The organism is Akkermansia sp. N21116 (assembly GCF_029854705.2).
Lineage (GTDB): Bacteria > Verrucomicrobiota > Verrucomicrobiia > Verrucomicrobiales > Akkermansiaceae > Akkermansia.
In genome coordinates, this window is record NZ_CP139035.1 from 1967279 (window position 1) to 1983787 (window position 16509).

The 16509-nt window shown below is 56.4% G+C and carries 2 protein-coding genes; both read left to right on the plus strand.

The window, feature by feature from the left end:
• Window positions 1-228: 228 nt before the first annotated feature.
• Window positions 229-12477, plus strand: coding sequence for a hypothetical protein (locus QET93_RS07535; RefSeq protein WP_322189928.1), 12249 nt, complete (start codon window positions 229-231; stop codon window positions 12475-12477).
• 200 nt (window positions 12478-12677) lie between these two features.
• Window positions 12678-16466 (plus strand): methionine synthase, encoded by a 3789-nt coding sequence (gene metH / locus QET93_RS07540; protein ID WP_280131692.1) that lies wholly within the window; start codon window positions 12678-12680, stop codon window positions 16464-16466.
• The last annotated feature ends 43 nt before the right edge of the window (window positions 16467-16509 follow it).

Genomic DNA, 16509 nt, shown 5'->3' on the forward strand with positions numbered 1-16509 from the left:
AAAATATTGAAGTTTTGTAAGCCTTATGTTGTTCGTATTTGGAAAGATATTTTTTGAGATATTTTGCTGTGTAATAACTAACTTATAATTATTGTGTTATTGTTTTTTAATGGGGTGTTTTATGGTTATTGTAGTATCTTACATTGAGGCTATTTTCAAGTTGTTGTTTATTCTTGATAATGGTGTATTAAAGTGTTAATTAAAATAAACAGTATTTTTCTTTTTGCGATGAAACTCAGACTACCTCTTCTTTTAGCTGCGGCCGTTATGGCTTGCTATTCCCATGTTTCCTTTGGTGCGGATCCTTCGTCTTCCGGAGGTTTCAGTATCAATATCTGTACGGGGGACTCTGCCTCCGTAAGCGGAACGGATGAAATCGGAATGGTCGGCGTTCAGGCCGATAACTGGTTCAATTGGACTCCTGCCGCAGCCAATACTCCCGTGGGTATCACCAAAGACAATGCCGGAGCAGCTCTTTCGGGGGTAACCATTTCGACAACAAGAACGAACACATGGGGACCGAGTTCGGCCAATAAAACGACCGAGACGGATAAGCTTCTCTCTACCTATCTCGATGCTGGTGCATCGGATACCTTTACTATCACGATAGCCGGAGTTCCCTATTTGTCTTCAACTCTCTATTTGATTATGTCCGGAGACGGAGGGACATTTTCAGCCGAGAATATCAATGGGACCAATTGGACCTACAAAGACGGAGCGATGGTTGAGGGAACGGAAGCCTGGGGAAATCGCAGTGCCAATCAAGGGGCTTTGACATTGGGAACTAATGTTTTGCAGGTTGATAATATTGCCGGTGGCAGCATTTCCATTACGAACGTAAGGAGTGCCGGGCGAGGGACGATTGCGGGGATACAGGTTGTCGATACATATGAGGGAACTTATTTGTACCGGACTCTTGACTCCACGGGAGGGGCGTGGTCCGATGCTTTATGGTCTGAGACGGATGGTACGACCGGTACTCTTGCCTGGGGAGGAACTGGAAATGGAGCTGTTCTCAAGGCGGACGCAGGCGGATCGACATTGACTTTGTCCGGAACGGTTGTATCGGACGGTGTTATCCTTCAATCCGGGAAATTGATTCTTTCCGGAGGAACGCTTAATATGACGGGACCGGCCGCGTTTGTGACGGGGCAGGCAAGCTCGATCAAGTTTGATGGAACCACCGTTACTTCAAGTGGTACCCTGGTCTTATCGGGTTCAGGCACATACGAGATTTCAGATTTATTGTACCTTCCTCTTTCTGTGGATGTAACGGGAGGTACTCTCAATGTTTCAGCGGGAGCGACGGTCCGGGATGGCAGTACTATACGTTTTGTCAATTCTTCGGTTTTAGATTCTTCTTCCCTGACCATTGAATCGGGAGGTTCCGTTCGTGTTGGTGCGAATATATTCAATACACTGAAAGTCGATTCCGTATCAGGCAGCGGGGAGCTTGCTTTGGATATTCCCATGGGGTTCGATAAGGAGAATCTTCCCGATCTGCACAGTTTGTTGGAGGATTTCGATGGGATGTTGACGCTGGGCAGTCCCGGTGAATATTATTTTAATTATACGGGATCGACAGATTTCAGTGCAAACATTCTGATTGGCAAGGAAGGGATGACGGTACATGTGGAAAAAGGTGCCACGTTTCGTCTGAACCCTATCAATAGTGGATCGAATACGTTCCTGAACGATATGATTCTGGAGGCAGGCAGCAGCTTTTACAAACAGGACTCTAGTTTGCTGAATTTAGCAGGCAATATCCTGATGAATGGCAATGTAACCGATTCCATTATCATAACCGGTCAGTGGGGGGCAAAATCGACTCTTTTCTCAGGAAAAATTTCCGGTCAAGGAACAGTTCAATTGAGGTTAAGCGGTAATCTTTCGGAAACTTTCAGGATCAACAATGCTACCAATGACTTTTCCGGAACCTGGCTGGTAGGCCGGAACGATGGAGGAGACAACATCACTCTCCAACTGGAAGCCGATGCTATTTCGATGGCTTCTGTAGAATTGACCAACAAAGGGATATTGAGAAACAATGTTGAAAGCGCCTCTCTTGTCAATTTGACAGGAACGATGGCTGATGGCCAGGTTACTTCCGGAGCGGCGGATGGGAGTTTCAATACTCTGATCGTCAAGGGAACTGCCAATTACGCCGGCAAGATCGGCAAAAACCTCAATCTGAACCTTGCAGGGGGTGTGGCGCATGTCCTGTCGGGAGATTTGAGCGCTTTCACCGGAACGATTACTGTTGCCGACAATGCTGCCTCCAATTTGACCCTTTCGGGAAGTTCTTCCGCCGATGGGGTCAATCTGTCCATGAGTCAGGGGAATTTAACGACGGGAGTGAAAGTGAATTTGCTCTCGGCCGATTCATCGGCTTTGACTCTATCTCTGACTGCCGGAGGGCAAATTGTTGTTACGGGAACTGCATCGGCATTCGCCTCGACGACGGTAACGGGTGCTGGAATGATCGGCATGGATTTGAATTCCTCGGCGGGAACTCTTGATTTGGGCGATTTTACCATCGGAGCTACAGGTGGTTTCCTGCGGATCGATCTGTCCAATACCGATGATCTCAGTCAGTTTTCCCTGACTGCTACGGGGACGTCTTTGGATGTTCTTCGAGGATCCTTGACGGCATCCGCCGGCAACAAGTTGTATGTGGCAAGCGGTTATACAGGGAATAATGTCTCCTTCTCCGAAATGAACCTTTTGGTGAATGAAAGTGAGTCCGGTGCCGACAAATACTATTACCGCAATGGAGGTTCCGTTACCCTGTCCCAGTCGGAATATTCGATGAATTCCCTTCTGATCAACGGTGATGCCGATGAGGCGACGACGGATGAAATCATCCTGAACGGAGCGGCTCTTTCTGCGGATTCTCTGACTTTTACCTCTTCCGACGCTTATGCAATCAATGATGGCGAGACTGCCGGTAGTCTCGAAGCGGGACAGCTTTCCCTTCTTGGGGCGGGAACACTGACGTTGAATACGGCGTCCACGATCGGGAGTATTACGGGATCCGGTTCACTCGTTGTATCCAAAAATACGATCATTCAGTCGGGAACGACAACATTGGCGAGTCTGAACTTTAATGGTACGACGTTGACTTTAGGGAATGGCAGTGATGAAAAAGCGGATATTATTTCTGAAATTCGAATCAATCAAACTGCAGATACCAATTTGATTCTGAAAAACGGTTCTTCCTTGACGTTGGAGGCTTTCCATTTGCTGGGAGTCGATTCGAAGGGATCTACCTTCAATTTAGGAGGAGAAGATGGAACTGACAGGGGGGTATTGAACATACAAAGATATGCAGGAGCTGATGCATACCTGTCAGGTACGACGGCTTTTAATATCAAGACCGGCAATGTGATGAACATCCTGGGGGCTGTTGATGGAACTTCCGGAACGGGAGCTTTTGTCCTTGGGCATTGGAATTATACAACGTCGGTCAATGTGTCTGGTGTTTTGAATATTTTGAATGCCCATATCGGCGTTGTGTCGGCAACGAATGCTACTCTCAACATCAATGAAGGCGGTGTTGTGAACATCAAAGGTCTTGATTTGGCATACAAACGCGATGCTGCAGCCAAAATTGCCGTCGTACTCAACGAAGGCGGCATGATTAATATGGGTGAGGACGGTATCGGCAAAACAACGGGTACGGCCGACGCGTTTACGCTCACCTTGAATGGAGGAACACTGGGTATTCTGAATACCGTGGATTCCTGGACCGGAGTCAAGGCAATGACTATCGGAGGTTCCGTCACGCTTAATACGGACAAATATACACCGGACACAACAGCCCAAGGTTCCGATTACGACGGTTATCTGGGAGGGGTGGGGACGATTACGATCAGCGGCGGCCTGACGGGCGTTGCCGGTACGGCCAACTTGACGATTGCGGGAGGAGGAGAAGTCGTTCTTTCCGGAGCCAACGATGATTATCAAGGAGGTATCACTATTGAATCGGGAGCGACCTTGACGGCTACGGGCGACAATAACAAGACCCTCGGCGGAGACAATGCCGTCGTGACTCTTCAGGACGAAAGCAAGCTTGTGTTCGGCGGTACGACCATGAATGCTGATTTTGCCTTTAAAGGCAACATTGTCGGCAATGGGAAAGGTACAATCGAGTCGTCTACCAATGTCACGCTTTCCGATATCAATGTCGATGTGGAGACAGTCAATATTACCGGAGGTAAATTGATTTGGGATAATCAAACGACTTCTGAAACGAATCTCCTTCTTGGAGCAACAGTCAATATTGGACCGAATAGTACGCTCCAGCTCAAATTCCCGGGATCTACCTCCAAGCAAAACGTTGTCCAAAGTGCCGTCAATTTATCGGAGGGAGGAACTTTACAGCTGGGAACAGGGTATGTAGCAGGAGGCGGCGCAATTGTCTTCAATATCGAATTTGCCCAAGGAATTACCATCCAGCCTTCCTCCGAAGCTGTCGTCGAAAAAGCTCTTCTCCAACTACCTTCCTGGGAACGTGTTTATTCCGTATCCAAATTGAATGGATCCGGTAATCTGGAAATTTCCAGGCAAGCCGGTGTGTATACCGTGGATGAAAACAAAAGTCTTTTCATTATCTCCGGAGTAGATGACGATTCTTCCAAGTGGTTTACTGGAACGATTTCTCTGACGAATGGAGATTCCGGCGATAATGAGGTTACCAAATATTTCAGACTGGTTCTCAACCACCAGAATGCCGCGGCCAAGGCTCTGATCTCCCTGGATAATGCCGCAACAAAGCTTCGTTTGGGGGTTGCAGATGTTACGATAGCCGGTCTGAGATCGGCAAAAGCGGGAGCGATGTTGGAAAAATCAGCATCTTTGACTTCTCCCTCCAATTTGACAATCAATTACTCCGGATCTGATGCCCTGACCTTTAGCGGAAAGGTGACGGATGGCGTCAACGTGATCAAAACGGGAACGGGATCCCAGATCTTTGATGGCGATTTGACCGCTTTCAACGGTACCTTTACGGCGAAGGAGGGACAATTGACGGTGACGGGTAAAACAACGGTTGCCGGAGCAGAAGAAGGGACGACTCTTCCCGTGGTGGGTTCGGGTACCCGGTTCAATCTTGACGGCGGCAAATTGAGTTTCCCGTCGTTGATCGCCGGTTCCACCTTGACGACGACATTGGCCTCCAATGGTTCGTTGACGGGGGCGTTATCATTGGACGGCGGCAGTGTCGTTGTCCTGAATGACCAAGTCAATACACAGTATGCCGTTTCGGACGGCGGCAGCATTACTCTTGGATCAGGTGTTGTCTTTGATCTCTCATCACTAGTCTCCCTGACAACAGGACACTATATCTATCAGATGTTTACGCTGGCCGGCGGATTTGATAAATCCAAAATTTCAAGTTACGGAATGGAGGTTGACGAGGATTCCCGTGACAAAATAGACTATCAGCTGGGGGCCGGCAATATGCTCCAAGTCGTTTTTGACAAGACGGATGTCACATTGACCTGGACAGGAGATGCCGATCTCTGGCAAACGAGGAATGATGCTTCTTCTTGGACTGCCGATATTCCTTCGGTGGATACCAGTTTCCATACGGGAGACAAAGTCGTCTTTACCAATGATGCCGCCGAGAAAACGGTATCAATCGTAGGAACGGTCAAGCCCAATACCATGGAAGTAACGGGAGGGGACTATACCTTCAATGCCGGGACGGACGGCACCATTGCCGGGAGTAGTTCTTTATCACTGACGGGCGGAAGCCTGACGATGAATCTGGCCAATACCGGATGGAACGGAGCCATTTCCGTCGGATCCGCCAAACTGGTTGCCAATACGGCCGGTGCCCTGGGAACGGGGACGCTGACCCTGAACAACGGTTCTACCCTGGGCTTTGTTTCCGAAGGGTTGGATTCCCTGGCTTCGATCAATATTGCCGACAGTGCCACGACAACTCTTTTGTGGTCTGGCGACCAGGGGACGCTGAATAACCGGTTTACGCTGGGAAGCAATTCCATTCTCAAAGTCGATGCCGGAACTACGGCCGCGGCAGGGTCGTTGACCCAGGCGCTTGGTACCGGTCAGACGCTTCAGTTCAAGGGTGACTTTACGGGAGCCACGCTTGCTGTGACCGGCAGCGGCCTTCTGGAATTGCTGGACAGTGCCAAAGCTGCAACGAGTCTCACAAACGGAGTCAGTTACCAGGTCGGCAGCAACGCCGTGTTGGCTTTGTCGGGAACCGGAACATATTCTTCCGGCAACCTGACTGGTTCGGGAATTATTGAGTTGACGACAACAGGAACAACTACGCTTTCCTCATCCGGGGACAATTCTTTCAGCGGTACGCTGGTACTTAAGAATGGCAACGGAACTCATCTTGTTTTGGGGGATGCTACCCCCGGATCCGGAACATTCAATCTCTCCGGACGTCCGGATGTTCAAATGGAAGCTGGTTCCAGCATGGTTCTGAACAGTCAGTTTTCCTCAACGGATATGGCTGTTGCCAAAACTAATGCCCTGACGATCGGCAATCTTTCCGGGACTGGCACGATTCGTGGAGACTGGAACACGAGTGACGGGGGGAACGGGCATAGGTTTATTTCAGTAACTCAGACGGACGATCTTGAGTTTTCCGGGACGATTATCAGTTCCGGGTCTATTGTGACCAATGTCGGCCTGTTGAAGAACGGCAGCGGGACATTGACTCTGAGCGGAGCCAACACATCACAGGCGGATCTGGACATCAACGCCGGCGGCATCATCCTGTCGGGTGCCGGCGTCTGGAAGGGCGCCATCAACCTGACGGCTGCCGGCTCTACTCTGACTTACGCCAATACCTCCGACATCACGCAGGGAACGGCGGTCACCGCCGCCGCCGGTTCGTCCATCAACTTCACGGGCGGACAGACCTACACCCTCTCCAACGAATCGAATGCCATTGCCGGCAGCGTCTCGGTCGGAAAGGCCGGAGACGCGACAGGCACGAAACTCGTCCTTTCCGGAGGATTCGGTGCCGGTTCCATCTCCCTGGCAACCGATCAGGATGCCCTGGAACTTTCCGGCGCCGACAAGGAACTCTCCGGCGAACTCTCCGGCAACGGTTCCCTGAGCGTTACAGGAGGCACCCAGACGCTTTCTTATGCCAATTCCGCCTTTATCGGCGCCGTCTCGGTCTCGGGCGGCACGCTGCGCGCCGGGTCGAACACGGCCCTGGGGAACAGCGACATTGACGTGTCGGGCACCGGCGCCTTGGACGTCAACGGAAAAACCCTCGCCAACAAAGTCGTCCTCACAGGCGGTTCCCTGGCGGGCGGCAACGCGTCGTCCATCGGCGACCTCTCCGTCAACGTGGCCGGAGCAGCTTCCGCCAGCGTGAAAACCACGTCCCTGACCGGAGCCCTGAGCGTCGACAACCTCTCCCTCTCCTCCTACAACACCTTCGCCGCGAGCGACAACCTGATCGTCCGCAGCACGATGACGCTGGGCAGGGGCGCCCGGGCCACCGTGGCGGGCAACCTGGCTCTCGGCGGCTCGCTGCGACTGGACAGCCTGATTACGTCCCCGTCCACGGCCTCGCTGGCCATCACCGGCACGCTGACGTCGACGGCCTCTTCCGGGAACCTCACCATCGACGTTTCCCGCACCTACCTCTCGCAGCTCACCACGGGCAATTACACCCTCGCCACCTATGCCACCCAGGGCAGCCTGACGCCGGAGCAGATCCTCGCCGGCAACGCCTACGCGGACGACAGCTCCGTCATGAACTGGAACGACGTTTCCAACGTCTACTCCTTCAAGCTGGACACCGCCTCGTCCGGCGGCATGACGACCCTCGCCCTCGTCGCCTTCGTCGATACGGACAAAGCCTGGGTATGGGATGGTGCCTCCGTCGCCACATGGGATCCGTCTGCCTCCAACTGGATTCCCGTTTCCGGGGATACGAGCGGCACCAACACAGGCAAGGTCGTTTACTTCGGCTCCCCCTCCATCGGAGAAACCGACCGGACCGTCAACGTAGACGGCGAAGGAGTTGCCCCCATCTTCATGATGGTAGACACCAATACGACCTACACCTTCACGGGAGACGGTTCGATTGCCACGGACGAACTTGCCATGACCGGCATCGGTACGACCGTCCTCGAGAATGCCAAGGCCGATGGGGCGTCCAATGCCATCAAGCGCATTTCCCTGCAGAAGGGTACCGTCAAAGTCACGTCGGATGCCGCCATGGGCACGCCGGAAAGCATCTCCTTTGAAGGAGGCGTCCTGGAATACGGAACCTCCGGCCTCGCCGACGTCTCCGCCGCCATGAGCGTCAAGGACGGCTCCGGCCTCAACCTGGCCGTCTCCGAAGGGGCTTCGGCCACCGTCGGAAAACTTTCCGCCGACCTCGCCTCCGACACCTCCCTCGTCCTCAACAAGTACGGAGCCGGGGAACTCGTCCTCGACCAGGACTTCGCCGGCACGGCCAACGTCACCGGACTCTACGATCTCGCCGACACGGTCAACGTCGCCCGCGACGACAATGACGCCGGCACGCTGACCCTCACCGACGGACACACCTACGGCGCCGTCAACGTCGGCTCCGCCCACACCCTCCGCATCGCCGACGATGCGGAAGTAACGGTGAACTCCATGATCGGCGGCATCGCCGACGAAACCGGCTCCACCGGCTACGGCACGGTTTCCATCGGATCCGGAGCCGTCCTCGCCATCGGCACGGCCGGAACGCTCTCCACGGCCCTGGAACTGGGCAACGGCTCGGGCCTCGTCCTTGCCGACGGAGGAGAAGGTTCCCCCAACACCCTGGCCGGAGCCATCACCCTCTCGACCGAAGGCGACGGACAGGCCCGCGTCACCGGCGGAGGTACCGTCCTGCTGGCCGGAACGATCGCCTCGTCCGACATTGCCGGCAACACCTCGGCCCTGACCCTCGAAAACGCCTCCTTCGACGCCTCCGGAGCCTCCTTCGCCGACACGGTCAACCTCACCCTCGGCACCGCCGACGCATCCGGCACCGCCACCCTCTTCGACCTCGGAAGCGACGCCTCCAAGGCCATCGCCCTGGCCGGACTCAACGTCCTCTCCGATGCCGCCGTCAAAGGCATCGCCGGGCAGACCCTCAGCTTCGGCTCCGGCTCGCTGGCAGGCACCCTCGACGGCGACTTCACCGTCCGTCTCACGGGAGGAGCCGACGGCGCCGGCAGCGTCTCCCTCGACGTGACCGACACCGCCGACCTGGGCGGCGTCCTCTTCTCCGTCGCCGGAGGCACGTTCGGACTCAACGGCCTGGCCGGAACCAACTCCATCGCCATCTCCGGGGGCAGCCTCACCGGCGCCTCCAACTGGACCGGACGCGTCAGCGCCGACACCACCTCGCAGTACGGCGACATCGACCTGGGCGGCCTCACGGCCTCCTCCCTCAAGGAAGCCACCCTCGCCTCCGGCTACGTCGTCAACGGCATCGGACAGGGAGCCGTCTCCCTCGACACCGCCGACATCGGACTCGGAGTCGCCAACACCATCTTCCGCCACGGTTCCACCGGAGCCACGGAAGGCGCCGGCGCCACCGTCCTCAACTTCGGGGAAGGAACCCCGGACGCCAACTCCGTCACCATGGCCGGGGACTCCGTCATGGTCCTGCGCTCCGACGACGAACTCAGCCAGTACTTCCTCGACAAGCTCGCCATCATGTACGGCAAGGACGAACTCCTGCCCGACTACGCCGAACCCGAAGAAGCCTCCAACACCATCAGCCTCACCCTCACCAACGGCGCCCTCAACCTCACCGCCGGACAGATCAAATTCGATCCCCTCCTGCGCACCTGGGGGCTGAAACTCGAGTCCGTCGACTCCGCCTCCGGCTCCATCGTCGTCAGCGGCAACCTCTCCGTCTGGCAGGCCTCCAAGGAAGGTAACATCACCGGGTACGACGACCTCGTCGACTACCGCGCCGTCTACGTCAACAGGGACATGAGCATCACCCTGCCCGGCAGCGACTCGGAACCCCTCACCGTCAAATACCTCAGCGGACAGAAGGGAACCACCCTCGCCATCGACAGCGACGGGACGGGCACCGCCCGCGTCCGCTTCTACAACGACCGTGACAAGGACGGGGAACTCGTCGACTCCGTCCTCGCCGGCAACCTCACCGCCGGGGAACACACCGCCCTCTCCAAGACCGGGGAAGCCACCCTCACCATCGGGGGCACCGCCACCCTCGGCGGCAGCCTCACCGTCGAAGAAGGCGGCATCGCCCTGACCCGTGTCGGAGCCGCCCACTCCATCGCCTCCCTCACCGTCGGCGACGGAGACGCGCAAGCCGCCACCTTCACCCTCTCCGGACAGGGAGCCTCGGCCGCCGTCGGCACCCTTGCTGTCGGCCGGGACGGCACCCTCGCCCTCACCGGCTCCAAGTCCGTCCTCGAAGCAGGCACCCTGGACGAAGCCTCCGGCTCCATCCTCCTGGGCGGAGACTCCACCCTGAAACTCGCCTCCGGCGCCGCCATCGCCGGCACCGTCAAGGCCCTCGGCGGCGCGGCGGGATCGGGCACCCTCGAACTCGGGGCGGGCACCACCACCCTCACCGCCGCGGGAGCCCTCGACGGCATCGCCCTGGTCACCGGGGAATCCACCCGCCTCATCCTCGACACCCCGGACACCTCCGCCACCCTCACCGCCTGGAACGGCCTGGGCACCCTCGCCGGAGAAGGAAACCTCACCCTCACCGGGAAAGCCTCCTACGCCGGCACCCTCGCCGACTTCGGCGGCACCCTCGCCGCCTCCGGCAGGGACGCCTCCCTCACCCTCGCGGGCACCGGCAGCAAGGCGGCCGCCCTCGCCGCCTCCGGAGGGGGCTCCCTCACCCTCGACTACACCTCCGGGGACGCCACCTACTCCGGCCTCACCCTCACGGGCGGCTCCACGGCCACCCTCATCGCTGGCAACGGGGACGGGACCAACAACACCCTCACCCTGCGCCGGGGAGGCACCGTCAGCGGAGACTCCACCCTCGGCTTCATCCTCAACACCGAAGCCTCCGGCAGCCTCTCCTCCACGAGCCCCCTCGTCACCACCGGAGGCAGGGAAACCCTCGACATCGCCGAGGGAGCCACCGTCCGCCTCGCGGCCGGAGACGGCCAGGAAGTCATCCACGGCACCATGCCCCTGCAAATCGCCCTGGCCTCCAAAGTCAGCCAGCAGGGAGGCATCAACCTCGTCTTCGACGAACTCTTCGGCAAATACTTCGACCCGTCGCAGTCCCGCGTCGAAACCGTCGAGGGCACCATGATCCTCACCACCGCCGCCAACCGCAACGGCTTCTACGTCCACCAGGCGCAGAGCGAGACGGCCCGCAGCGGCGGAGCCCTCATGGACAACGCCCTGGTCACCGTCAACCCGCAGACCACCGACAGGGACAGCACCCTCGCCGCCCTCCTCAACGCCGTGGACGCCTCCATCAAGGCCCACGACCGTGCCGGAGCCAGCCGCACCATGGCCGCCGCCGCGGGCAGCACGGTAACGAGCCTCCTGGGCTCGCTGCAGGCCGACTACCGCTACCAGCAGACCCTGGTGCGCAACCGGATGACCACCATGGGGCTGCCCGACGGGTACAGCTACGAAGGAGACCTCCCCCTGTGGAACACCTGGCTGCAGGCCACCGGCACCTACAACCGCCTCAACACCGACGGGGACGAAGCGGGCTACCAGTACAACACCTGGGGAGGCACCTTCGGGGTCGACGCCAACCTCAGCAGCAAATTCACCGCGGGGCTCGCCATGACGGCGAGCTACGGGAAACTCACCTCGACGGCGGCCGACTCCCTCAGCGGAGACATGGAAGTCTACTACGTGAACCTCTTCGGTCGCTACCAGAGCGGCAAGTGGGGGCACAACGTCATCCTGACGGCGGGGTGGAGCCAGAGCGACATCGACCGCACCGTCCCCTGCGGCTCGGGCAGCTACACCGGCCACGGCACGCCCGGGGGGCAGGTGTGGGGAGCGATGTACGAAGGCACCTACGACATCAGTCTCAACGAAGAGAACAGCGCGATCCTCCAGCCCCTCGTCAACGTCTCCATCCTCAAGAGCAGCGTGGACGACTACACGGAAGAGGGTGCGGGCAGCGCGGGACTCCGCGCCGGCGGCATGGACGCCACGACGGGCACCGTCTCGGCGGGAGTGCGCTGGATGGGCCTGACGGGAGGCAACCTGTTCGGTCGCGAATCCCTGGCGGAAGTGCGGGCGCAGGTGTCGCAGGACTTCGGAGACACGCGGAACGAAGCGCAGGTGGGCTTCGTGGGCGTGCCCGGCTTCAGCCGTGGAGTGAAGGGGAGCAAGGCGGGGACGACGGGCCTGCAATTCGGTGCGGGACTGAGCATCCCGACCGGGGACCAGGGCACGATCTTTGTGGAAGCCAACGCGGACCTGCGGAGCCGGATGACCTCGGCCAACGGGAGCATAGGCTACCGGTACAACTTCTGATAGGAACAGAAGACGCAATAAAAGAGAAACACAGCAAGGGCGGTTCTTCCACACGCAAGGAGGAGCCGCCCTTTTCCCATTCATTGTGCAAGGGAGGGAAGTTCTCTCCAGTCCTTGGCTAGATTCTAGAATAGATGAAGATTTTCATGGATTGAATTAATCTTGCCCGTACTGCTGTGAACGGGTAGCTTCCCGGCACGATGACTCGCCAAGACAGAATTGATTATCTGAAGAGTGAATTGAAGAATCGCATCGTCATTCTCGATGGTGCGATGGGAACAAATATTCAGAAATTCGGTTTGGTGGAGGATGATTATCGCGGAGCACGTTTTGCTGACAGGGAGAAGTTTCCCAAGGATCTGAAAAACAACAATGATATTCTGGTGCTGACGAGACCGGATGTTGTCCGTTCCGTCCATGACCGTTTTTTGAATGAAGGCTGTGCCGACATCATTGAGACATGTACGTTTGGCTCTACGGTGATCGGACAGCATGACTTTTTCTGGTACAAAGAACCTGAAAGCGGACATAAGACTCCGGCTTATTTCCGCAAGATGGCGGAAAACGAAGAATTCAGAGAGCTGATTCGCGAGATGAATCTTGCCGCTGCCAAAATTGCCCGGGATGCGTGCGAAGCGGCTGAGAAAAAGGACGGCAAGCCGCGGCTTGTAGCCGGTTCGATCGGCCCGATGCCGGTAACTGCATCGCTCTCTCCCGATGTCAATGATTCGGGGTTCAGGGCGGTAGGATTTGAAGAATTGCGTCTTGCTTACCGGGATCAGATCCATGCTCTTCTGGATGGAGGGGTCGACTTGCTGCTTCTGGAGACGATTTTCGATACGCTGAACGCCAAGGCTGCCTTGTTTGCGATGGAGGAGGTGTTTGAGGAACGTCCAGAAGATACCGTGCCGGTGATGATATCCGTGACGATTACGGATAGGGCGGGGCGCACTTTGTCCGGTCAGACGATTGAGGGATTTTGGAATTCCATCCGCCACACAAAACCTTTCTCCGTAGGAATCAATTGTGCTCTGGGAGCGGATTTGATGCAGCCTTTTGCCGCGGAATTGTCTGATTTGGCCGACTGCTGGTTATCCATCTATCCGAATGCCGGTCTTCCGAATCCGTTGAGTCCGACCGGATATGACCAATCTCCCGAGGATATGGCGGATATGATGAAGCGTTATGCTGAAAACGGGTTGTTGAATATTGTCGGCGGTTGTTGCGGGACGACTCCCGAACATATCCGGGCCGTAGCTCGCGCAGTCGCCGGAGCGGCACCGAGGATTCCCGTATGTCAGGAGCCGGCGTTGCGGTTGTCCGGTTACGAGGCATACGATCATACACGTGACAAGAATACCTTGTTTGTGGGGGAACGCTGCAATGTGGCGGGATCTCCGAAATTTGCCCGCTTGATTCGCGAGGGGAAGTTTGAAGAAGCCGTTTCCGTGGCCCGCCACCAAGTAGAGAATGGGGCTCTCGTGTTGGATTTTTGCTTTGACGACGGCTTGATTGACGGCGAGGAAGCGATGGTACGTTTCCTGAACCTCGTAAGTGCTGAACCGGATATTGCAAGAGTGCCTTTCATGGTGGATTCGTCGAAATGGAATGTACTGGAAGCAGGACTGCGATGCATGCAGGGGAAGGGGATTGTCAATTCCATTTCCCTGAAAGAGGGAGAGGACGAATTCCGGAGGAGAGCTCGTCTGGTCCGTCGGTACGGGGCTGCTGTAGTCGTGATGTGTTTTGATGAAGACGGTCAGGCAACGAATGAGGAAGATCGCATCCGCATTGCTTCCCGTGCCTATCGAATTTTAACGGATGAAGTGGGGTTTCCTCCGGAAGATATCATTTTCGACCCCAATGTGCTGACTGTCGGTACGGGGATTGCCGAACACGCCAATTATGCCCGTGATTTCTTTGAGGCGACGGGGTGGATCACGAGCCATTTCCCGAATGTGCATGTATCGGGAGGGATTTCCAATGTATCATTTGCTTTTCGCGGCAACAATCCGCTGCGCGAGGCGATGCATTCCGCATTCCTGTATCATGCGACGCATCGGGGATTGGACATGTGCATTGTCAATGCGGGGATGCTGGAGGTGTACGACGAGATTCCGAAAGACAGGTTGGAATTGATTGAAGATGTTTTGCTCAACCGCCGGGAAGATGCTACGGAGAGATTGACCGAGTATGCCGAAAAATTATTGGCCGAGAAGAAAGATGCTTCGGAGGAACATCAGATAGCCAAACTTGCATGGAGAGAGGAACCTGTCGAAAAACGTCTGGAGTACGCCTTGGTGAAGGGGATTACGGAATATGTAGACGAAGATACGGAAGAGGCTTTCAACAAGCTGGGTTCTCCCCTGGCTGTGATTGAAGGCCCCCTGATGGACGGTATGAAGACGGTGGGGCAATTGTTTGGCGACGGCAAGATGTTCCTGCCCCAAGTTGTGAAGAGCGCGCGCGTCATGAAACAATCCGTCGCCTGGTTGACTCCGTTTATTGACGAAAGCAGTGGCTCGGGAACCTCCGTGGCCGGAAAGGCGGTGATTGCCACAGTCAAGGGGGACGTGCATGATATCGGCAAGAATATCGTGGGTGTTGTTCTTGGGTGCAATGGATTTGATGTGAATGATTTAGGTGTCATGGTCCCCTGTGAAAGAATTTTGGATGTCGCCGAGGAAACCGGAGCGGACATCGTAATGCTCTCCGGCCTGATTACTCCGTCGCTTGAGGAAATGGCTCATGTAGCAGGAGAAATGGAACGCCGAGGGATGAAAATTCCCCTGATGGTGGGGGGGGCGACAACTTCCGATTTGCATACGGCCTTGAAGATTGCCCCTCAATACTCGAACCCTGTGGTGCATACGGTGGATGCTTCGCAGGTGGTGCCGGTAGCCAGCGCTCTTGTCGGTTCCGGCAAGGAGTCCTTTGTGTCGCAATACAGTCGGCATCAGGAGGAACTGCGTGCCGGGTATGCGGAAAGGAAACCGATCGAGGTGCTGCCATTGGTCGAGGCCCGTGCCCGTGCCTGGAAAGGTTCTTTGTCATGGGAAGAATACGTGCCTCCTGTGCCTAAATTGCTGGGCAATGTACTTGTGGGCGATGCTTTTGTCCATGGGACATCGTGTTGCTGTTGTTCCGGTGACGTGTCCCGCTTCCATGTATCGCTGGAGAATCTGATTCCGCTGATCGAATGGGCTCCTTTCTTCCACGCGTGGGAATTGAAGGGAGTTTGGAATTCGGCTCAGGAAGAATTTCGTTGCGCCGATAGCGTGAAGACGGAGGCGGCACGCAGCCTGTACAAGGATGCTCGGGTTTTGCTGGATCTTGCAGTCCGTGAAAACAGGTATCAGCCTCAAGGAGTGATTGGATTGTTTGCCGCTAATGCGGAGGGGGACGACATTGTTGTCTGGAAGGATGAGACCCGGCAGTCTCGTCAATGCATCTTGCATACGGTGCGCCAGCAAAAAAATTTCCCTAGCGGGGTTGATTTGGCTTTAGCCGATTATGTGGCACCGGTCGGAATTCCGGATTACGTGGGTGCAATGGCCGTCAGTATTCATGGTGCCGGGCGTTGGGCTGCCGATTTCGAAAAACAAGGGGATTCCTACCGGGCTCTGATTGTAGCGGCCCTGGTCGACCGGCTGGTAGAAGCTCTGGCCGGGTTTTCCCATGGAAAACTGCGCGAATTGTGGGGTATTGCCGCCGGGCAGGGGATTCGCCCGGCCTGCGGCTATCCCAGCCAGCCGGATCATCAGGAGAAAGAGACTGTCTTCGATCTTCTGGGCGCCCGAGAAGGAGCTGGCATGGATTTAACGGATTCCTGGATGATGACTCCGGTGTCGTCCGTTTGCGCTTTGGTGTTTTCCCATCCCGAATCCAAGTATTTTGCGATGGGGCCTATCGGATATGACCAGGTGGAAGATTACGCCCGCCGCAAAGGAATTGACGTGGAGCTAGCTGCTAAGCTCTTGAACGCGTGATCCCTTCTTGAAACAAAGACAGGAATCAACATGAAACGGACGG